Source organism: Isoptericola sp. NPDC060185 (genome assembly GCF_042728595.1).
Lineage (GTDB): Bacteria > Actinomycetota > Actinomycetes > Actinomycetales > Cellulomonadaceae > Isoptericola.
The window spans coordinates 1-19,423 of record NZ_JBHWYY010000076.1 but is presented as its reverse complement, the minus strand read 5'-3'; the positions used below and the strand labels follow the sequence as shown (position 1 = coordinate 19,423).

Genomic DNA, 19,423 nt, shown 5'->3' with positions numbered 1-19,423 from the left:
GCCCCCCCCCGGGGGCCCCTCCGGGGGGGGGGCCCTCTCCCCCCCGTTTTCCCGGGGCCCCCCCCGCCTGCTCGGCGGAGTACGCGGATCGCGGGCGCCCACGTGCACTGTCGGGCACGGCGTGCGGGAGGGGATTCTTTGTCGCGAGGCTGGTCGGGCCTGGCGGGAGCCGCGAGGCACGAGCGGCGGATGGTGCGCCTCGCGACAAAGAATCCCCACCCGCACGCCCCAGCCCCGACCGGACTCCGATCCGTGATCCGGAAGGGGTTGACACAGATCACGCTTTGCCGGTCGAATAGTGGAAGGCTTCTTCCACTAGCCGGAAGATGAACAGGCTCAGATAGCGAACAAGGAGGTCCGCTATGTCACGGTCCACACCCACCCGGCCTACCACCAGCCCGACCCGCCCCGAGGACGAGCGGCTGCCGCTCGGCGCCACGATCGGGTACGGCTTCCAGCACGTCCTCACGATGTACGGCGGGATCATCGCGCCGCCGCTCATCGTGGGTGGCGCCGCCGGTCTCACCTCGGCCGAGATCGGCACCCTGATCGCCGCGTCGCTGTTCATGGGCGGTCTCGCGACCATCCTGCAGACGGTCGGGATCAAGTTCTTCGGCTCGCAGCTGCCGCTGGTGCAGGGCGTGTCGTTCGCCGGCGTCTCGACCATGGTCGCGATCGTCGGTGGCGGCGGCGGCATCCCCGCGGTCCTCGGCGCGGTGCTCGTCGCCTCGGCCATCGGCTTCCTCATCACGCCGTTCTTCGCGCAGATCATCCGCTTCTTCCCGCCCGTGGTCACCGGCGTCGTCATCACGACGATCGGCCTGACCCTCATGCCCGTGGCCGCGAACTGGGCGATGGGCGGCAACGCCGAGGCGCCCGACTACGGCTCCACGAGCAACATCGGACTGGCGTTCCTCACGTTCGCGATCGTCGTCCTGCTGTCCAAGGTGGGCTCGGGCGTCGTGTCGCGGCTGTCGATCCTCATCGCGATCGTGGCCGGCACGCTGATCGCCCTGGCGCTCGGCATGGCGGACTTCTCCGGCGTCGGCGAGGGCCCCGTGGTCGCGTTCCCGATGCCGTTCAGCTTCGGCGCCCCGACGTTCGAGGTCGCCGCGATCGTCTCGATGCTCATCGTCATCCTCGTGACCCTCACGGAGACGACGGCCGACATCATCGCCGTCGGCGAGATCGTCGGCACCAAGGTGGACCGCAAGCGCATCGCCAACGGCCTGCGCGCCGACATGGCGTCGTCCGTCGTCTCGCCGATCTTCGGCTCGTTCACGCAGTCGGCGTTCGCCCAGAACGTGGGCCTGGTCGCGATCACCGGGGTGAAGTCCCGCTTCGTGGTCACTGCCGGCGGCGGGATCCTCGTCGTCCTGGGCCTGCTGCCCGTCCTGGGCCGCGTCGTGGCCGCCGTGCCGACCCCCGTGCTGGGCGGCGCCGGCGTCGTCCTGTTCGGCTCCGTGGCGGCGTCGGGCATCCGCACGCTCGCCAAGGTCGACTACCAGAACTCGATGAACCTCATCATCGTGGCGGCGTCGATCTCGTTCGGCATGATCCCGATCGCGAAGCCCGACTTCTACGACCAGTTCCCCACGTGGTTCGGCACCATCTTCCACTCGGGGATCAGCTCGGCCGCCCTGATGGCGATCCTGCTGAACATCCTGTTCAACCACATCAAGGCGGGCACGCCGAAGGACCCGTCGGTCTTCGTCAGGGGCACGGCGAGCAAGGCCGTCGACGACGACCAGCTCGACGACCTCGCCGACGACGGCGTCCTCAACCGCTCGAACCAGCGGCGGGACGGCGCGGCCACCTCCTGACCCGCACGACCGGCCCCGCTCACGGAGAGCAGCGCACCGTGAGCGGGGCGTGGCGGGCCTCCGGGCGTACCCTGGAGCCGATGTCCGCCACGCCCCTGCCGGCTCCGCGACCCCTCCCGGGCGCGACCACCGGCACCACCCCGGATCCCGCGACCGAGCCCCTCGCGCTCCTGGTCCGCACCTCCCGGATCGACGACCTCCCCGGCGGTCTCACCGCCCTCGTCGACCTCCTGCCCGACGCCCGGCCGCTCAGCTGGGTGCGGCGCGGCGACGGCATCGTCGGCTGGGGCGAGGCGCTGCGCTTCGACACCTTCGGGCCCGGCCGGTTCGCCGACGCCGAGGCCGCCTGGCAGGCCACCCTCGCGCGGGCCGTCGTGCGCGACGACGTGCACCTGCCCGGCACGGGGCCCGTCGCCTTCGGCACCTTCGCCTTCGACGACGCCGGCCAGCTCGACGACCAGGACGGCGACGTCGGCCACGGTCGGCCCGACGGCTCCCTGGTGGTCCCGCGGGTCGTCGTGGGACGGCGCGGCGGCGTGACGTGGATGACGACGATCACCCCCGGCGCGAACATCGACACCGCCCCCGGCACCGAGGCGCTGCGCCGGGAGCCCCGCACCGAGGTCCCCGCGCCCGGCCGCGTCCGGTTCACCGACGGCGCCGTCGCGGCGGACGACTGGCCCGCCGTCGTGCGCGAGGGCGTGGCCCGCATCCAGGCCGGCGAGCTCGAGAAGGTGGTGCTGGCCCGCGACGTCCTCGCCACCACCGAGCACCCGCTGGACCCCCGGTGGCTGCTGCGTCGCCTCGCCGACCGCTACGAGGCCTGCTGGACGTTCTCCGTCTCCGGCATGGTCGGCGCCACCCCGGAGCTCCTCGTCCGCAGCGAGAAGGGGCTGGTCACCTCGCGCGTGCTGGCCGGCACGATCCGCCGCGAGGCCGGGATGTCGGACGACGACGCCCTGCTGCACGCCGCCCAGCTCGCGCGCTCCTCCAAGGACCTCGAGGAGCACGAGTACGCCGTCGCCTCCGTCGCCCGCGCCCTGGAGCCCTTCTGCTCGTCGATGAACGTCCCCGACGCGCCGTTCGTGCTGCACCTGCCGAACGTCATGCACCTCGCGTCCGACGTCACGGGCGTCCTCGACCGCGTGGCGCCGGACGGGGGCGGGCGGCCGCCGTCGTCCCTCACCCTGGCGGCCGCGCTGCACCCGTCGGCGGCCGTGTGCGGCACGCCGACCGTCGTCGCGCGCGACCTCATCCGCGAGATCGAGGGCATGGACCGGTCCCGCTACGCCGGGCCCGTCGGCTGGGTGGGTTCCGACGGCGACGGCGAGTGGGGCATCGCGCTGCGCTCCGCGGAGCTGTCCCCCGCCGACCCGCGGCACGTGCGCCTGTTCGCCGGCTGCGGCATCGTCGCCGCCTCCGACCCGGAGGCCGAGCTCGCCGAGTCCGAGGCCAAGCTGGTGCCCATGCGCTGGGCGCTCGGCGCGGACTGAAGCTGCCGGCTAGCCCTCCCAGACCTGCTCGCGGAAGTCGGACCAGACCTGGACGTCGGAGGTGGCGCCCATGAGCCCGATCCGCGCGTCCGTGAGGGCCAGCAGCATCTCGACGAGCGACGCCCCGCCGGCGAGCTGGTCCCCCAGCTCCGCCCAGTCGTCCCCGTCGGGGAGGTTCGCGTGGATGGACGAGATGTACATCTGCGCGTTGCCCTGCATCGACACGTAGTCGGCGTTCGTGACCGTGCCGCCCAGCGTGCCGTTGTTGTCGGCGTAGGTCTTGAGCCAGAACCCGGGCACCTTCACGGAGTCGACGGAGATCCGCAGCGCGTCGCGCCGGGGGCCGTCGTTCGTCACCGGGACGTTGACGACGTCGATCCCGTTGATCCCCGTGAGCGGGAGCTGCAGGTCGCGCGTCTCGAGGTCGCCGTCGAGCGAGAAGGTGTTCGCGTCCTCGCGCTTCCCGCAGTCGCCGGGGAGCGAGATGTTGATGTCGTACTCGCCCCCGAACGTGATCCGTGCGCACGGGCCGAGCTCGATCCGCGCCTCCTTCTGGACGGAGGCCTTCGCCTCCTTCTCCGTCGGCTGCCCGCCGTCGGACTTCTCGTCGGACTTCTCGTCGGACTTCGCGTCGGCCTTGTCGTCCTTGCCGGCCGCCTTGTCGCCGCCGGCGTCGTCCGTCGCGTCGCCGGTCGAGCCACCGTCGGCCGGGTCGGCCTCGTCGCCCCCGGTCGGGGCGTCGGGCTCCGTGGCGGTGTCGCCGCTCGCCGTACCGTCGTCCGTCGCGCCTGATCCGCCGTCGTCCGTGGCGGACGGCGACGGGCTGGGCGTCGCCTCGGGCTCGTCGGCGGTGCCACAGGCCCACTCGAGCCAGCCGAGCGGGTCCCAGCAGTCCGACGCGGTGCGCACCTGCGCCGGGACGACGGCGCCGGACTGGACCGCCGTCGCGCCCGTGCTGCCCAGGGCGAGCACGACGACCGCGGCCGCGACGGCGGCGTGCCGCCCGCCCCGCGCCGGCTCCTCCTCGAACGGCAGGAGCTCGGCGAGGGTGACCTCCTCGCCCTCGGCCCGCGGGTCCGCGGGCTCGGCGCCCGCCTCGGGGGCGGGATCAGCGGAGGGCGCGACCGCCGCGTCGTCGGACGCGGCGGCTCCCTCGGACCCGGCGCCGGTGCGCGGCATCCACGACACCTCGAGGACGCCGCCGACGACGCCCAGGATCATGCCGATCCCGAAGCCGCCCAGGTTGACGGCCAGCAGGGAGTACACCGAGATCGCCAGCGTGATGACGCCGTAGAACACCCGGAACTGCGGCTGCGTCATCACCAGCACCCCGAGGAGCACCAGCGCCACCGGCAGCAGCGTGGTCTGCATGCCCTCGATGCCGAGCTGGATCTCGAAGTTGTCGAGCTGCAGCCGGCCGGAGAACCACAGCACCAGACCGGCCAGGATCGCCAGGGTGGCGCCCCAGAAGGGCCGGCCGGCCCGCCACGCGGCGAACCGCTGGCGGCGGGTGACGGCCGGCCCGTCCGGGGTGGCCTCAGGGACCGAGATGTTCTCGTCGCTCACGCGTCTCTCCTACCTCAGTCCCTGGCCGCTCAGAAGCACTCGGTGCCGTCGGAGATCTTCAGGTGCAGGTCGGTGAGCTTGAAGACCGCGGCCGACGTGCTCGACGAGACCTGCTTGAGGTTCTGGATGTCGATCGCGTCGGAGTCCATGGCGAAGTCGCCCTTGCTCCCGTGCGCCTTGGTGTTGACGGTCGAGGCGTCGACGCCGATGCGGATCTGGTTGAACGTCGCCGTACCGCGCAGGTCGCTCATGCCGATCTGCAGGTCCGTGGCCTTCACCGGGTTCTTCGGGTTGGTGCCCGCCGAGATGAGCAGGCCGAGCGGCATGCCGGGGACCTTCACCGACTGGCAGAGGTTGTGCAGCGTCGCGTCCTTGATGTTCGCGATCGCGACCGGCTGCGCCTTGCCGTCGGCGTCCTTGGCCTGGCCGGCGTACTGCGAGAAGCCGGTGCCCTCGAGGGAGTCCGCGGCGATCTTGAACTGCTGGCCCGAGATGGCCATCGACACGGGCACGGCCCCCTGGGCGACGCCGCCCATGAGGACACCGATGACCGCGACCGTCGGGACCGCGGCGAGCATCGCACGGCCTCGGCGCGTGCGCGTCAGTGCGCTGAGCTTCATTTCCCCTCCACAGACGACTATTGGCGACCCCTGTGTCGCCGACGAGTGGCGACGGTACGCCCCTTACTGAGGCGCCGTCAATAGAACGCGGCGGGAGGCCCCGGGCTCGGCTCCCGGCACGCCCACGACCTCGCGGAACGGTCATATGCTCTGCTCATGGCAGCCGCGCGACGCACCCGGATGAGCCCCGACGAACGTCGGCAGCAGCTCGTCGCCCTGGGTGTCGCGGCCCTCGCCGACCGCCCGCTGGAGGCCGTCACCGTCGAGGACCTCGCGGCCCAGGCCGGCGTCTCCCCGGGCCTCGTGCACTACTACTTCGGCAACCGCCAGGGCCTGCACTCCGCCATCGTCCGCACCGCGCGCGACGCCATGCTGCACGCGACCCGGCCGCGCCCCGAGCTGCCGCCCCGCGAGCGCCTGCGCGACACCCTCGACCGGTTCGTCGAGTTCGTGCACGACCACGACGCGACCTTCTACTCCCTGGTGCGCGGCGCGGCGTCCGGCGACGAGGAGGTGCGCACCACGGTGCAGCACGCCCGCGACGTGCTCGCCGGCCATCTGCGCGACGCCTTCCAGGAGATCGGCGTCTCGCCGAGCCCGCTGCTCGACGTGGCGCTCAACGCCTGGATCTCCTTCGCCGAGCAGGCGCTCGTGGAGGCCGCGACCGACCCCCGCATCCCGCCGTCGGACCTCGCCGACTTCCTCGAGCGCAGTGCCCTGGGCGTCCTCGCCGCCCTGCGCCCGACGCACGCCACCGCCGGCTGACCGCGCGGCCGGCCGCCGCCCCCTCCCCGCGCCCGGGGACGGCAAAGCCCCGCGGGCCGCGACGGGGAGGGGGAGGTGGTCGCGGGCCCGCGGGGCTGTCTGTGGTCCGGTCAGCTGCCGTTGCCGCCCTGGAGGAGGTCGCGCAGCCAGCCCGGCAGGTTGTTCGGGTCGGTCGAGTCGGAGCCGCCGCCCTGGTCCTGACCGCCCTGACCCTGGTCCTGGCCGCCCTGACCGTCCTGACCGTCCTGGCCGTTCTGGTCCTGGCTGCCCTGACCGGTGCTCGCCGACTCGTCCTTGACCGCCAGCGTGACGTCGACGGTCTGCGTCTTGCCGTCGCGGACGTAGGTCAGCGTGACCTTCTGGTCGGCCGACTTCTCCCGGACGTACGCGGTCAGCGACTCGGCGCCGTTCACGGCGTCGTCGTCGATCGCGACGATGATGTCGCCCTGCTGGAGGCCGGCGTCGGCCGCGGGCGACCCGGACGACACGTCGACCACCTCGGCACCGCGGCGCGTGACGCCGTCGGCCGTGGCCGTCGCGTCCCGCATCGTCACGCCCAGGAAGGCGTGCTCCGCCGTGCCGTCCTTGATCAGCTGGTCGGCGATGTTGGTCGCGAGGTTCACCGGGATGGCGAACCCGAGGCCGATCGAGCCGGACTGGCTGCCGCCGCCCATGCCGCTCGACAGGGTGGCGATCGACGACGTGATGCCGATGACCTGACCCTGCGCGTTGAACAGCGGGCCGCCGGAGTTGCCCGGGTTGATCGCGGCGTCGATCTGGATCGCGTTGGTGACGACCTGCGTGCTGCCGTCCTCGCCCGACGCCGACACCGGCCGGTCGAGCGCCGACACGATGCCGGTGGTGGCGGTGTTCGCCAGGCCGAGGGGGTTGCCCACGGCGAGCACGGCGTCGCCCACCGTGACGTCGTCGGACGTCCCGAACGACGCGGGCTTCAGGTCCTCCGGCGGGTTCTTCAGCTTGACGACGGCCAGGTCGGTGGTCGGGTCGGTGCCCACGATCGTCGCCTCGTACAGGCGCCCGTCGGACAGGGTGACCTGCACGGTGTCGTTCTGGGCGCCGGAGACGACGTGGTTGTTCGTGAGGATGTGGCCCTTGTCGTCGTAGACCACGCCCGAGCCCTCGGCGCCGCCGGACTGGCTCTGCACCTGGATCGCCACGACGGACGGGGCGACGGCCGTCGTGACGGCCTCCCAGTTCGGGTTGCTCGACGTGGAGTTCTTGACCGGCGCCTCGTCGGTGGACTGGTTCGGCGACGAGCCCACGCTGGCGAGCGACGACGGGCTGCCCGCGTCGAACGCGCCGGTCGCGGCCGCGGTGCCGAGGCTCGCCAGGATGGCGGCGGCGACGGCGGCGACCGTCACCGGCACCCACACCGGGCGCTGGCGCTGCGTGGTCGCGCCGCTCCCGGGGCCGCCCTGGGAGGTCTGCTGCGAGGTCGCGTACGGGTCGCCCGGCCGGCCGTACGGCTGGCCCTGGTGCTGACCGGGCTGCTGGCCCTGGTAGCCGGGCTGGCCCTGCTGCCCGTACGGCTGCTGCTGGTGCTGCTGCTGCGCGTAGTACGGCGAGCCGGGCGCCATCTGCCCGTAGCGCGGCTGCTGCGCCGCGGACTGCTGCGGCGCGGCCTGCTGCTGTGACTGCTGGTACGTGGGCTGCGGCGGCGTCGGCTGCTGGGCCGGGGTCGTCGGCAGCTGCTGGGTCGGCTGCACGGCGAGGTGCTGGGTGTCCTGCGACGCCGGCTGCGGGGCGGCCTGCTCCGCGGCGCCCGGCTGCTCGGCCGGGTGCTCGGCGGGCTGGTTCGCGCTGCGGTTCGGCTCGTCGGCGCCCGACGGCTGCGGGGCGCCCGGGTTGTCGGTGCTCATGATGCCCTCCTCGATGTGTGCCCCTAGGACACCAGCCCATCCTGGTGCGGCGCTTGGTTCAACCTGAGAAGATCCTGCGAATTGTGTCCTCCCAGGTCAGAGCGTTGCGCGAACGGCGGCGGCGATCCTCCCGGCCAGATCCCGGGACTCGGCGAGGCGGTCGGCGCGCGGTACCCGCACCTCGATGACCTGGACCCCCCGACTGGGCGCCCGCAGCGCGTGCCGCAGCGAGCCCACGTCCAGCACGAGCTGGTGGTCGACGCCGTACGCCGCGCACAGCGGCCCGAGGCTCGCCCCGTGCGGCGTGCCGAAGACGCGCTCGAACGTGGCCGCGCCGTCGTCGGACGCCGCCAGCTCCCCGTGCTCGAGGGTGGCGAAGATCGACCCTCCGTCGTCGTTGACCACCACGATCTCGAGGTTCACCGAGGGCTCGTGCGGGCCGCGCAGCAGCCCGCCGACGTCGTGCAGGAACGTGAGGTCGCCGACCAGCGCCCGCGTGCGGCGCCCCTGCCGGGCGGCGGCGTGCGCGACGCCGGTCGCGGTCGAGACGGTGCCGTCGATGCCGGCCAGGCCGCGGTTCGCGAGCACGTCGGGCAGGTCGCCCGCCAGCGGGTGGTCGAGCCCGAGCACGAGGTCGAGGTCGCGCACCGGGTTGGAGGAGCCGACGACGAGGACGTCGTTCGGCCCCAGCACGGAGGCAACGGCGCGGGCGACGGCGAGGGCGGCGTGCGGCGCGCCGGTCAGGCCCTCCGCGACGGCGTCGTCCGACGTCGCCGCCTCGACGACGCCGGCCGCCGCCCGGCCCGCCGCCTGCCAGCGGGCCAGGAACGTGCCGTCGGAGCCGGCGTCCCGGGCGCCGGCGAGGGCCGTCGGCGCCGACCAGCGCTCGGCCAGGGCCGGCACGACGAGCTCGGCGTTGCGCGCCGCGTCCGGCCACGGGCCGCCGCCGGGGGCGACGACGGTGACGACGACGTCCGGCCGCGCCAGCAGCCGCTGCACGGGGCGGGACAGCGTCGGGCGCCCGAAGACGACGACGTGCTCGACGTCATGGGTCAGCTCCTCGACGCCGAGCACCGAGCGATAGGCCGCGACCGCGTTCGGCCCGCCGCACGCGCCGGACGACGGCTCGGCCAGCAGGGGCCAGCCCTGCGCCTCGGCGACCGCGCGCGCGACCGCCCCGGCGCCGTCCCCCGCGACGACGAGGGTGCGCGCCGGGTCCCCGTACAGCGCGGGGTCGCCGCCGGGCGCGGGCGCCGGCGGGACCACCGTGGTGCGGCGGAGGCGCTCGGGCCAGGTCTCCTCGGTCGGCAGCGATGCCAGCGGGACCGGCGGGTGCAGCGGGTCCCGGAAGGCGAGGTTCACGTGGACCGGGCCCGGGTGGGCGTCGCGCAGCCCCTGGGCCGCGGCGAGGGCCCGGCCGAGCGTGCCCAGCAGGTCGCGCACCTCGCCGTCGCGCCCGTCGGGGGCGGGCACGTCGACGGCGTACCGGACGGCCGTGCCGAAGAGGCCCACCTGGTCGGTGGTCTGGGAGGCCCCGGTGCCGCGCAGCTCGTGCGGGCGGTCGGCGGCGAGCACCACGAGCGGTACGCCGGTGTGGTGCGCCTCCAGGACCGCAGGGTGCAGGTTCGCCACGGCGGTGCCGGACGTCGTGACGACGGCCACCGGCCGCGGGAGCTCGACCTGCCCGTCCTCGCCTGTCCCGCGGACCACGGGCTCGGCGCCCCGGGACAGCCCCAGCGCGAGGAAGCCGGCCGACCGCTCGTCGACGCGCACGTGCAGGGTGAGCAGCCCGCGCTCCGCCGCCTCGGCCAGCGCGTAGGCGAGCGGCGCGGAGCGCGAGCCCGGCGCCAGCACGACGTCCCGCACACCCTGCAGCGCCAGGTCGGTCACGACGGCGCGCGCGGCGACGACGGACGGCGGGAGCGGCGCGGTCATGCGGCCTCCTCGAGCAGGACGGACAGGCGGGCGTACCGGGCCAGCCACCGGTCACGGGTGGCGGGGTCGGCCTCGGCGGCCGCGAAGGCGTCGGCGTCGGGCGCGGGCCGCCGGACCGGCAGGGCGCCGTCGACGGGCAGCAACGGCTCGGCCACGACGTCGCGGGCCAGGAGCTGCGAGGTCGCCAGGCCGCACGCGTACGGCAGGTCGGGCAGGGCGGCCGCGAGCGCCACGCCCGCCGCGAGGCCGACCGACGACTCGAGCGCGGACGACACCACGACGGGCAGGCCCACCTGCTCCGCCAGGTCGAGGCAGGCGCGCACGCCGCCGAGCGGCTGGACCTTGAGCACGACGACGTCCGCAGCGTCCTCGCGCACCACCCGCAGCGGGTCGGCGGCGCGGCGGATCGACTCGTCGGCCGCGACCGGCACGGGCGTGCGCAGCCCGCGGCGCACGGCGGCCAGGTCGGGGACCGTGGCGCACGGCTGCTCCACGTACTCCAGTCCGCCGGCGGCGGCGTCGAGCACGGGGATGCGGGCCAGCGCCTCGTCGGTGGACCAGCCGCCGTTCGCGTCCACGCGGATCGCGCCGACGCCGGGGCCGTGGAGCTCGTCGAGCGCCGCTCGGACGGCGGCGACGCGCGCCTCCTCCTCGGCGAGGGGCTCGAGCACGCCTGGCCGCCCGTCGTGCGACGGGCCCCGCTGCGCGACCTTCACCTTGGCCGTGCGGCAGCCGCCGGAGGCGAGCACGATCTCCCGCGCCCGCTCGGGGCCGACGGCCGGCACGGTGACGTTGACGGGCACCCGGTCGCGCACCGGGGCGGGGAAGCCGAGGTCGGCGGCCTCGCGCGCGGCGCGCAGCCACGTCGCGGACTCCGCGTCGTCGTAGTCCCAGAACGGGGACAGCTCGCCCCAGCCGGCGTCGCCCCGCAGCAGCAGGCCGTCGCGGACGTCGAGGCCCCGGAACCGGGTGGTCAGCGGGGTGCGGTACACCAGTTCGCGGAGGAGCTGCACGCGTTCAGGTTACGCGGCGGTCCGGGGTGTCCCGAGGTGAGCCAGGGCGCGCAGGGGCGGCGGGTGGCCCGTCCCTCGGAGACCGCCCCCGGATCAGTCGGTGAACTCCGTCAGCCCCGGCTCGAACGACAGCGGGCTGGGAGCGGGGCGTCCACCGATGCGTTGCGCGTCGCGACGGACCGTCTCGGCGTCGTACACGAAGATCTCGTGCGCCACGTCCTCCGGGTCGACCACGTCGTCGTCGGGTTCCACCGTGCCCATGCCCTCAGGGTGCGCCCGTCCGTCCACCGTCGCCGGGAGGACGCACGGTGTGCCGCGACGGCGCCCGCCCGGCCGCTTCAGAACTAGGGTGGCGCCGTGAGCAGCGCACCACTCCCCCGGCCCGTGTCCCACACCTTCGACCCCGCCCGCTGGCGCGAGGTCGCGGGGTTCGAGGGCCTCACCGACCTGACGTACCACCGCGGCGTGGAGCGCGACGCCGACGGCGCCGTCGTGCGCGACCTGCCGGTGGTGCGCGTCGCCTTCGACCGCCCCGAGGTTCGCAACGCCTTCCGGCCGCACACCGTGGACGAGCTGTACCGCGTGCTCGACCACGCCCGCATGACGTCCGACGTCGGGACCGTGCTGCTCACGGGCAACGGCCCGTCGCCGAAGGATGGCGGCTGGGCGTTCTGCTCCGGCGGCGACCAGCGCATCCGCGGCCGCTCCGGCTACCAGTACACGACCGCCGAGGACGGCGGCGGCGAGCAGCACGGCGCCGACGCCGTCGACCCCGCCCGCGCGGGTCGGCTGCACATCCTGGAGGTGCAGCGCCTCATCCGCACGATGCCGAAGGTCGTCATCGCCGTCGTGGACGGCTGGGCCGCGGGCGGCGGGCACTCGCTGCACGTCGTGGCGGACCTCTCGATCGCCTGCCGCCAGCACGGCCGGTTCAAGCAGACCGACGCGGACGTCGGCTCGTTCGACGGCGGCTACGGCTCGGCGTACCTGGCGCGGCAGGTGGGCCAGAAGCGCGCGCGGGAGATCTTCTTCCTCGCCCGCGAGTACTCCGCGGACGACGCCGAGCGGTGGGGCGGCGTCAACGAGGTGGCCGAGCACGACGACCTCGAGAACCTCGCGATCGAGTACGCCCGGACCATCGCGGGCAAGTCCCCGCAGGCCGTGCGGATGCTGAAGTTCGCGTTCAACCTCGCCGACGACGGCCTCATGGGCCAGCAGGTGTTCGCCGGCGAGGCCACCCGCCTCGCCTACCTCACGGACGAGGCCGTCGAGGGCCGCGACGCCTTCCTTGAGAAGCGCGACCCCGACTGGTCGCGGTTCCCGTACGCCTTCTGACCCCGCGCCGCCCGCGGGGCGGTAACCTCCGGCCATGCCGCCGAGGTTCCGTCGCCCCGAGCCGATGACCAGGTTCGAGCTCGTGCCGGACGACGAGCGCGAGGACGCCCACCTGCCCGGCTCCCCCGACGGCCCCGACGACGACCGGCCCGGCCGACTCGCGGCCCTGCGCGACCGCGCCGTCGACCGCTGGCGCCGGCTGTCGCGCCGCGCGCAAGTCGTTGTCGCCGCGTCCACGGCCGTCGTCGTCCTCGGGGCCGCCACCGCCGCCGTCGCCCCCGGGATGATCGACGCCCACGACCAGCGCCAGCGCGCCGCCGCCGTCCGCGGCCTGCCCGGCGCCGTCGACGACCTCTCCCGGCCGCTCGACCTGTCGTGGGAGCTCGGCCGCGGCGGCAGCACGGCCACCGTCCTGGCGGACGGGACGGTCGTCACCACCGACATCGAGGACGTCGTCGGCTCCGACCCGGCGACGGGCCGCGAGCGGTGGCGGCACGCGGTGGGCCCGTCGGCGCAGTGCGGCCCGCCCGAGACCCTGGGCTTCGGACGGGAACGGACGGTGGACGAGTCGGTCGTCTGCGTGGGCCGGTCGCCGGACGGCCGGACCGTCACCACCGTGGACCGGTCCGGGGAGGTGCTCGGCACCCGCACCGTGGACGGCGGTGGAGAGGTGATCCCCGCCGGCAATGGCACGATCGCCGTCGTCAGCGCGCCCACCGGCACGTCGGTGTCCGTCCCGGCGGGGTCGAGCCGTGCCGACCGGCTCCGGGCGGTGCGCGACGCCGGATGGCGAGACGTGCGCCTGAGCCTCGAGGACGCCGTCACCGGGGAACCGCGGGGGGCGGAGACGATCGCCCTCGACGACGTGAACCTCTCGAGCTGCGCCTACCAGGAGGACGAGGGCTCCGAGGAGATCCTCGAGCTCACCCCGTGGACCTTCACCGGCGAGGTGACGACGACGCAGCTCTGCGACACCGCCGTGGCGATCACCTCCGAGGGCGCCGGGATCAGGATCGATGAGGGTCCCGCGTCCTGGCCGACCCTGCTGTCCGACGGGCGGATCGCCGTCGCCGGCGAGGAGAGCCGCGTCTACGACCCGTCGGGAGCGCTCGTCGCGACGGTGCCCGGAGCCGTGGTGCCGCCCCTCGTCGACGACCAGCCCGACGGCCCGCTCGTCGCGGTCGGCGTGGACTGGAGAGGGCTGGAGGCCGACGGGCGTCTCACCGTGGTGACCGACGAGGGCGACGTGGTCTGGTCGTCCGCGGTGACCGCCCTGACCTCGGTCGTCGCGCGGGTGAACGGGACGCTGGTCCTCGTGGACGACGACCGCGTCGTCGGGCTCGACGCCGCCACGGGTGCCGAACGGTGGAGGCGGGACGACGTGCTGAAGAGCGGCACCGACGGCCCCGGCGAGTACGTGTACGGCGCGGTCACCGACGGCACCCGCGTGCTGCTCGCCACCATGCCCATGGAGGGGCCGAACCGCCTGGTCGCCGTCGACCTCCGTGACGGCACGGTCCCGTGGACGCGCGAGGTCGACGGCTCGCCGCAGCGCATCGCCGCCGCGGGCGGCCACCCGGTGCTCCTCGACTCGGAGGACGCCGCCGCCCACGGCCTCGGCCGCTGACGTCGGGCGTCACGCGGGCGCTCAGGAGAGGTCCCAGCTCCCGCCGTCCTTCGGCACGAGCTCGATCCACGTGCTGCCCGGGTCCAGCTCGACGGGCTCGCCGTCGCGGGTCAGCTCCACGGGGGACTCCTGGTCCTTCTTCGACCACTGCACCGGGACGGTCTTGCCGCCCGTGGCGAGCACGCCCTTGCCCTTCCCGACCAGCTTCGTCTTGGGGACGGGGTTGCCGGCCGGGTCCTTGTACTTCGTGTCCACCACGTCGACGGACAGCAGCAGCACGTTCGTGGCCGCGAGCCGCTTCCCCGCCGTCGAGACGGCCTCCTGCGAGCCCTCGCTGCGCAGCCACTGCTTCTGCTTGCCCGACCAGTCCCACACGCTGCGCTGCGCCGGGCTGAGCTTCACGTCGACGGTGGCGGCGGCCGCGCCGTCGGCGCTCGCCGTCCCCTCGCCCGCCGCGTCGGCGTAGCGGAGCTGGGCGGGCGGCGGCGACGTGCGGTCGTCGTCGGCCTGGTCGAGGAAGGCCTGCATGTCGCCGACGACGTTGTGCGGGGCGGCGCGGTTCGGGTCGCGGGAGAAGCCGGCGTCGCCGCGGTCCATGATCACCGACTGCGTGCCCGACTCCTCGACGTCCTTGATGAACGGCGTCTGCCCGCCCGAGTACGCGAGGATGCCGCCGAGCGGCGCGACGACGTCCGGGTCCATCGGCCGCACCGAGCGCACGGGCTCCACGACCTCCGGGATCCGGGAGTGGTAGACGGCGATGAACCGGGTGATGCCGCCCTCCACGACCTCCTCCCACACCATGTCCGCGTCCTCGAGCCCGGTCTGCGGCCGGGCCTGCGGTGCGTTCTCGATCTTGACGGCGAGCGCCGGGCGGGCGGCGACCTCGTCCGACGGCACGCCGGTGAGCGGCCACGCCGGCGGGATCTCCGGCGAGGGCGGCGCGCCCTTGTCCGCCGTCGTGTCCGGGGAGGCTGTGGGCGACGGGCCGCCGGAGGAGCACGCCCCGAGCGCGAGGACGGCGGCCACCGCGAGGGCGGCCGCGGCGCGGGCGCGGGACGGGCGGTAGGTGGCGGTCATGCGTCCTCCGGGGCGTCGGGCTGTGGCGCGAGGTCACCTCACCGTAAGTCGCCGGCCCCCGGATCGGGCGTCAACTCACCCGCCAGGACCCGCTCCCGCGCGGCACCAGCTCGATCCACAGGTTGCCGGGGTCGAGCTTCGCCGTCTTGCCGGCGGGCGTCGTGAGGGCGATCCGCGACCGCGTGCCCTTCTTCTTCCACGTCACGTTGAGCGCCTTGCCGCGGGTGAGCAGCACACCCTTGCCCTTGCCGACCATCTGCGTCTCGGGCACCGGCGCCCCGCTCGGGTCGCGGTACTTCGTGTTCTTCATCGCGACGGACAGGATCAGCACGTTGCGTGCCCGCAGCTGGTTCCCCGACGAGATCGACGGCGTCGAGCCGTCGTACCGGGCGTACGTCTTGGTCTTCGCCTTCCACCGCCACACCGTGCGCTGCACCGGGGAGAGCCGGACGTCGGCCACGTGCCCGCGGCGGTCGTTGGTCGCGGCGGAGCCCTGCCCGACCTTCGCGGCATGGGCGAACTGCGGGGGCGGCGGCTTCCTGCGGCTCTTGTTCGCCTGCTTGGCGAACGTCTTCACGGAGCCGTAGACGTTGTGGGGCGCGTACCGGTCGCCGCTGCGCCAGAAGCCGGGGTCGCCGCTGTCCATCGTCACGGACTGCACGCCCGCCTTCCCCACGGCCCGGATGAAGGGCGGCTGCCCGCCCGAGTAGGCGAGGATCCCGTGCATCGGGGCCACGATCGCCGGATCCATGGGACGCACGGACCGCACCGGGCCGACCACGCCGGGCCACGAGGAGTTGTAGACGGCCACGTAGCGGCTGATCCCGCCCTCGACCACCTGCTCCCACACGACGTCCGCCGCCTGCAGGCCCCGCTGCGGGCGCGCCGCGGTGGAGTTCTCGACCTTCACCGCGACGGCGGGGCGGGCCGGGACCGTCTTGGTCCCCGTCCGCTTGCCGGTCAGCGGCCACACCGCGGGCTTGGGCTTCGGCTTCGGCTTCACGGGGGCCGGCGGGGTCGCCTTCGGCACCGCGACCTCTGGCGAGGCCGTCACCGTGGGCGGGGCGGCGGGCTCTCCCCCGCTGCAGGCGGCCGTGGCCACCAGCGCGAGCGCGACGAGCGCGGCGGCGGCTCCGGTCCGGGCGCGGCGGGCACCGCGGGCCCGGGTGCGGTGCATCATCCTCGACGTCCTCCTCGACGTGCGTCCGGCGTCGGCCGCGGGCTGGCCGGGCCGGGACCGGACCACCCTACGGCAGGGCGCCGCCGGGGCGGACCTACCCTGGTGCGGTGCCCGGTCCCTCGCTCCCCCCGTCCCTCGGCGCGCTCCGCGACGCCGTGCGCGACGCCCTCGACGGCGGCCCCGCCGTCGTCCCCCTGCCCCGCACGACGACGGGAGCGACGCCCCCTGGGACGGCTCTCGTCGTGCGAACCTCGGGGTCGACCGGCACGCCGCGCGAGGTGGCGCTGACCGCCGACGCGCTGCGGGCCTCCGCGACGGCGACGCACGAGCGGCTCGGCGGCCCTGGGCGCTGGGTGCTGACGCTGCCGCCCACCCACGTGGCCGGCCTCCAGGTGCTGGTGCGCTCGGCCCTGGCCGGGACGCCGCTGACCGCCGCCGACCCCGACGCGCGGTTCACGCCCGACGGCCTGGCCGACCTGCTCGAGCCCGCGCTCGCCGCCGGGGACGAGCCGCTGTACGTCTCCCTGGTGCCCACGCAGGTGCACCGCCTGCTCGCCGCCGCCCGCGACGGCGCCCCCCGAGGTCTGGCGGCGTTGGCCCGCTGCGGCGCGGTGCTGCTCGGCGGCGCCGCGTCCCCGCCCGCCCTGCTGGCGCAGGCCGCCGACGCCGGCGTGCGCGTCGTCACGACGTACGGCATGTCCGAGACCGCCGGCGGCTGCGTGTACGACGGCGTGCCCCTGCGCGGCGTCCGGGTCCGCGTGCGCGCCACCGAGTTGTCAGGGTCCCAGCCCTGCGAGTTGTCAGGGCCACACGCAGGTTCTGATGCTCCTGGCCCTGACAGCTCTGGGGTGGTGGGCGTCGTCGAGCTCGGCGGGCCCACGCTCGCCGAGGGGTACCTGGGCGACGACGCCGCCACGGCCGCCGTGTTCCACACCGACGCCGACGGGTCGCGCTGGTTCCGCACCTCCGACCTCGGCCGGCTCGCCCCCGACGGCACGCTGCAGGTGCTCGGGCGCGCGGACGACGTCGTGGTGACCGGCGGCGTGAACGTGGCCCCCGCGCCCGTGGAGGCGCTGGTCGGCGAGCTGCTCGCGGGCGAGACGTGCGTCGTCGGCGTCCAGGACCCCGAGTGGGGGCAGGCGCTCGTCGCCGTCGTCGTGCTCCCGTCCGCAACGAGCGTGGGGTCGCCGCTCACGCCCGTCGCCCCCGACGACGTGGCGCGGGTGCGCGCCACCGTCGCGACTAGGCTGGGTGCGCCGTCCGCGCCCCGCCGCGTGTACCGGGCGGCCGCGCTCCCCCTGCGCGGCCCCGGCAAGGTGGACCGCGCCGGCGTCGTCGCCCTCGTCCGCGAGCACGAGGCGCGCGCCTGACCTGCTCGCGACCCGCGACGCACCGCGCCGCACCGACGGACGGAGAACCATGGCCAGCTCGAGCGAGTGGATCGCCAGCGCACGACCCCGCACCCTGCCGGCGGCCGCCGCCCCTGTGCTGATCGGCTCCGGCGCCGCCGCCGACGTCGACGCCTTCGCCTGGCTGCCCGCCGTGCTCGCGCTGGGCGTCGCGCTCGCCCTGCAGGTGGGCGTCAACTACGCCAACGACTACTCCGACGGCGTGCGCGGCACCGACGTCGACCGCGTCGGCCCGCTGCGGCTCACGGCGTCCGGCATCGCAGCGCCGGGGCGGGTCAAGGGCGCGGCGTTCGCGTCGTTCGGCGTCGCCGGGGTGCTGGGGCTCGCGCTGTGCGCCGTGACCGGACACTGGTGGCTGCTGGCCGTCGGCGTGCTGTGCGTGCTCGCGGCCTGGTTCTACACCGGCGGCAAGCACCCCTACGGGTACGCGGGCCTCGGGGAGGTCGGCGTGTTCGTGTTCTTCGGGCTCGTCGCGACGCTCGGCACCACCTACACGCAGGCCGACACCGTCACCTGGCCGTCCGTGCTCGGCGCCGTCGGCGTCGGGATGATCGCCTGCGGCCTGCTCATGGTGAACAACGTGCGCGACATCCCGACCGACGTCGTCGCCGGCAAGCGCACCCTCGCCGTCCGGCTGGGCGACCACCGCGCGCGCCGCTGGTACGCCGCCTGCATCGTGCTGCCCGTGGTGCTGGGCATGGTGTGCGCGGCGTGGTCGCCGTGGGCGATGCTCGTCACCGTGCTGCTGCTGCCGGCAGTGCTGCTGGTGGTCCCCGTCATCGCGGGGGCCCGCGGGCCGCTGCTGGTGAAGGTGCTCGCCGGCACCGGCATGTTCGAGCTGGCGTACGGCGTGCTGCTGGGGCTAGGCCTGGCGCTCTGAGCCGCGCTCTGAGCCGCCCGCGCCGTTCTCGGCGCCGTCCGTCCTGCCCGTCGGGTCTGCGGCGTCGCCGTCGACCGCGGACTCCCGGTCCATGACGGCGTCCTCGAAGTCCGTGTCCACGTCGTGCTTGGCCGAGCCGTCCTTGCGGCGCTGCTCCTTCTCCGCGAGCCAGACGGCCGCGGCCTCCCGCGGCTTGGCGAGCGCGAGGTAGGACACGGCGAACGCCACGACGGCGGCGACGAGGACGAGGAGCCAGCTGCGCAGACCGAGCACGTAGCCGGCGCCGAGCGCGGCGACGAACAGCAGGATCCGCCAGACGGTGTACATCACGAGGGGCACCCCTCCAGGGTAGGCGCGATTCCTGAGCACCCCGCCCCTGAGCACCCCGGCGCCGAACTAGGCTGGGGGCATGTTCGCGCGTGTGATCCTGCCGCTCCTCGTGGTGGGGCTCGCCCTCTACGCCCTGCTCGACCTCGCCGGCTCCGACGAGGAGGAGCGCGGCGGCCTCCCCCGGTGGCTGTGGGCGGTGATCATCGTGCTGCTGCCGCTGTTCGGCGCCGTCGCGTGGATCGTCGTCAAGCAGGCGAGCCGGCGCGCGTCCGGCGGCCGCGGGAGCTCCGCCCGGCCGGGCCGCGGCCCCTCCGGACCGCGTCGGCCGTCCGGGCCCGTGGCGCCCGACGACGACCCCGAGTTCCTCTGGCGCCTCGAGCAGGAGAAGCGCCGCCGCCAGCGCGAGTCCGGCGGCAACGGCGACACACCCTGACGCCTCGTCGAACACGTTGTGGGCGGGCGTTTGGCCCTGTTTCACGACAGAAAC

At 74.8% G+C, this 19,423-nt stretch carries 17 protein-coding genes; 8 read left to right on the top strand and 9 right to left on the bottom strand.

The window, feature by feature from the left end; all coding sequences use genetic code 11:
* Positions 1-362 precede the first annotated feature (362 nt).
* Together ACFWDO_RS17935 and ACFWDO_RS17930 are read left to right on the top strand one after the other, a co-directional pair.
* Complete coding sequence (locus ACFWDO_RS17935; RefSeq protein WP_380321879.1) at positions 363-1,823, top strand: nucleobase:cation symporter-2 family protein; 1,461 nt, start codon at positions 363-365, stop codon at positions 1,821-1,823.
* An 80-nt stretch (positions 1,824-1,903) separates the two neighbouring features.
* Positions 1,904-3,316, top strand: coding sequence for an isochorismate synthase MenF (locus tag ACFWDO_RS17930; RefSeq protein ID WP_380321876.1), 1,413 nt, complete (start codon positions 1,904-1,906; stop codon positions 3,314-3,316).
* Positions 3,317-3,325: 9 nt separating this feature from the next.
* Here the strand turns inward: ACFWDO_RS17930 and ACFWDO_RS17925 are convergent, their stop codons facing one another.
* Together ACFWDO_RS17925 and ACFWDO_RS17920 are read right to left on the bottom strand one after the other, a co-directional pair.
* Positions 3,326-4,882 (bottom strand): DUF6114 domain-containing protein, encoded by a 1,557-nt coding sequence (locus tag ACFWDO_RS17925; RefSeq protein WP_380321874.1) that lies wholly within the window; start codon positions 4,880-4,882, stop codon positions 3,326-3,328.
* A gap of 29 nt (positions 4,883-4,911) precedes the next feature.
* Positions 4,912-5,502: a DUF6230 family protein gene (locus ACFWDO_RS17920; protein ID WP_380321871.1), complete on the bottom strand. Its 591-nt coding sequence runs from the start codon at positions 5,500-5,502 to the stop codon at positions 4,912-4,914.
* A 156-nt stretch (positions 5,503-5,658) separates the two neighbouring features.
* Between ACFWDO_RS17920 and ACFWDO_RS17915 the strand changes: the two genes are divergently transcribed.
* Positions 5,659-6,267, top strand: a complete 609-nt coding sequence (locus ACFWDO_RS17915) for a TetR/AcrR family transcriptional regulator (protein WP_380321868.1) — start codon at positions 5,659-5,661, stop codon at positions 6,265-6,267.
* A gap of 110 nt (positions 6,268-6,377) precedes the next feature.
* Here the strand turns inward: ACFWDO_RS17915 and ACFWDO_RS17910 are convergent, their stop codons facing one another.
* From ACFWDO_RS17910 to ACFWDO_RS17895, 4 genes are all read right to left on the bottom strand, one after another.
* Positions 6,378-8,147, bottom strand: a complete 1,770-nt coding sequence (locus ACFWDO_RS17910; protein WP_380321865.1) for a S1C family serine protease — start codon at positions 8,145-8,147, stop codon at positions 6,378-6,380.
* Positions 8,148-8,243: 96 nt separating this feature from the next.
* Positions 8,244-10,082 (bottom strand): 2-succinyl-5-enolpyruvyl-6-hydroxy-3-cyclohexene-1-carboxylic-acid synthase, encoded by a 1,839-nt coding sequence (menD, locus tag ACFWDO_RS17905; RefSeq protein WP_380321862.1) that lies wholly within the window; start codon positions 10,080-10,082, stop codon positions 8,244-8,246.
* Positions 10,079-11,095 (bottom strand): o-succinylbenzoate synthase, encoded by a 1,017-nt coding sequence (locus ACFWDO_RS17900; RefSeq protein ID WP_380321859.1) that lies wholly within the window; start codon positions 11,093-11,095, stop codon positions 10,079-10,081. Before ACFWDO_RS17900 ends, menD begins: the two co-directional genes overlap by 4 nt.
* 93 nt (positions 11,096-11,188) lie before the next feature.
* On the bottom strand, positions 11,189-11,356 hold the full coding sequence (locus tag ACFWDO_RS17895) for a hypothetical protein (protein ID WP_380321856.1): 168 nt from the start codon (positions 11,354-11,356) through the stop codon (positions 11,189-11,191).
* Positions 11,357-11,452: 96 nt separating this feature from the next.
* Here ACFWDO_RS17895 and ACFWDO_RS17890 point away from each other — a divergent pair, with 96 nt between their 5' ends.
* Positions 11,453-12,430, top strand: a complete 978-nt coding sequence (locus ACFWDO_RS17890) for a 1,4-dihydroxy-2-naphthoyl-CoA synthase (RefSeq protein ID WP_380321853.1) — start codon at positions 11,453-11,455, stop codon at positions 12,428-12,430.
* 34 nt (positions 12,431-12,464) lie between these two features.
* On the top strand, positions 12,465-14,057 hold the full coding sequence (locus ACFWDO_RS17885) for a PQQ-binding-like beta-propeller repeat protein (RefSeq protein ID WP_380321850.1): 1,593 nt from the start codon (positions 12,465-12,467) through the stop codon (positions 14,055-14,057).
* Positions 14,058-14,078: 21 nt separating this feature from the next.
* Here ACFWDO_RS17885 and ACFWDO_RS17880 read toward each other — a convergent pair whose 3' ends face one another.
* Positions 14,079-15,137 carry a DUF3048 domain-containing protein gene (locus ACFWDO_RS17880; protein ID WP_380321847.1) on the bottom strand — a complete coding sequence of 353 codons (1,059 nt, stop codon included), beginning with the start codon at positions 15,135-15,137 and terminating at the stop codon, positions 14,079-14,081.
* A gap of 70 nt (positions 15,138-15,207) precedes the next feature.
* Positions 15,208-16,317 (bottom strand): DUF3048 domain-containing protein, encoded by a 1,110-nt coding sequence (locus ACFWDO_RS17875; protein ID WP_380321844.1) that lies wholly within the window; start codon positions 16,315-16,317, stop codon positions 15,208-15,210.
* Positions 16,318-16,424: 107 nt separating this feature from the next.
* On the opposite strand from ACFWDO_RS17875, the gene ACFWDO_RS17870 reads away from it, so the two are divergent.
* Both ACFWDO_RS17870 and ACFWDO_RS17865 read left to right on the top strand, forming a co-directional pair.
* Positions 16,425-17,687 (top strand): AMP-binding protein, encoded by a 1,263-nt coding sequence (locus ACFWDO_RS17870; protein ID WP_380321841.1) that lies wholly within the window; start codon positions 16,425-16,427, stop codon positions 17,685-17,687.
* A gap of 49 nt (positions 17,688-17,736) precedes the next feature.
* Complete coding sequence (locus ACFWDO_RS17865; protein ID WP_380321838.1) at positions 17,737-18,606, top strand: 1,4-dihydroxy-2-naphthoate polyprenyltransferase; 870 nt, start codon at positions 17,737-17,739, stop codon at positions 18,604-18,606.
* Here ACFWDO_RS17865 and ACFWDO_RS17860 read toward each other — a convergent pair.
* On the bottom strand, positions 18,589-18,945 hold the full coding sequence (locus tag ACFWDO_RS17860) for a DUF4229 domain-containing protein (RefSeq protein WP_380321835.1): 357 nt from the start codon (positions 18,943-18,945) through the stop codon (positions 18,589-18,591). The genes ACFWDO_RS17865 and ACFWDO_RS17860 overlap by 18 nt on opposite strands.
* A 70-nt stretch (positions 18,946-19,015) precedes the next feature.
* Here ACFWDO_RS17860 and ACFWDO_RS17855 point away from each other — a divergent pair, with 70 nt between their 5' ends.
* Positions 19,016-19,369, top strand: a complete 354-nt coding sequence (locus ACFWDO_RS17855; protein ID WP_380321832.1) for a PLD nuclease N-terminal domain-containing protein — start codon at positions 19,016-19,018, stop codon at positions 19,367-19,369.
* Positions 19,370-19,423 lie beyond the last annotated feature (54 nt).

Coding starts and splice junctions, on each gene's coding strand:
- ACFWDO_RS17935 (WP_380321879.1), top strand. CDS start 363: ATGTCACGGTCCACACCCACCCGGCCTACCACCAGCCCGACCCGCCCC.
- ACFWDO_RS17930 (WP_380321876.1), top strand. CDS start 1,904: ATGTCCGCCACGCCCCTGCCGGCTCCGCGACCCCTCCCGGGCGCGACC.
- ACFWDO_RS17920 (WP_380321871.1), bottom strand. CDS start 5,502: ATGAAGCTCAGCGCACTGACGCGCACGCGCCGAGGCCGTGCGATGCTC.
- ACFWDO_RS17915 (WP_380321868.1), top strand. CDS start 5,659: ATGGCAGCCGCGCGACGCACCCGGATGAGCCCCGACGAACGTCGGCAG.
- ACFWDO_RS17910 (WP_380321865.1), bottom strand. CDS start 8,147: ATGAGCACCGACAACCCGGGCGCCCCGCAGCCGTCGGGCGCCGACGAG.
- menD (WP_380321862.1), bottom strand. CDS start 10,082: ATGACCGCGCCGCTCCCGCCGTCCGTCGTCGCCGCGCGCGCCGTCGTG.
- ACFWDO_RS17895 (WP_380321856.1), bottom strand. CDS start 11,356: ATGGGCACGGTGGAACCCGACGACGACGTGGTCGACCCGGAGGACGTG.
- ACFWDO_RS17885 (WP_380321850.1), top strand. CDS start 12,465: ATGCCGCCGAGGTTCCGTCGCCCCGAGCCGATGACCAGGTTCGAGCTC.
- ACFWDO_RS17880 (WP_380321847.1), bottom strand. CDS start 15,137: ATGACCGCCACCTACCGCCCGTCCCGCGCCCGCGCCGCGGCCGCCCTC.
- ACFWDO_RS17875 (WP_380321844.1), bottom strand. CDS start 16,317: ATGATGCACCGCACCCGGGCCCGCGGTGCCCGCCGCGCCCGGACCGGA.
- ACFWDO_RS17865 (WP_380321838.1), top strand. CDS start 17,737: ATGGCCAGCTCGAGCGAGTGGATCGCCAGCGCACGACCCCGCACCCTG.
- ACFWDO_RS17855 (WP_380321832.1), top strand. CDS start 19,016: ATGTTCGCGCGTGTGATCCTGCCGCTCCTCGTGGTGGGGCTCGCCCTC.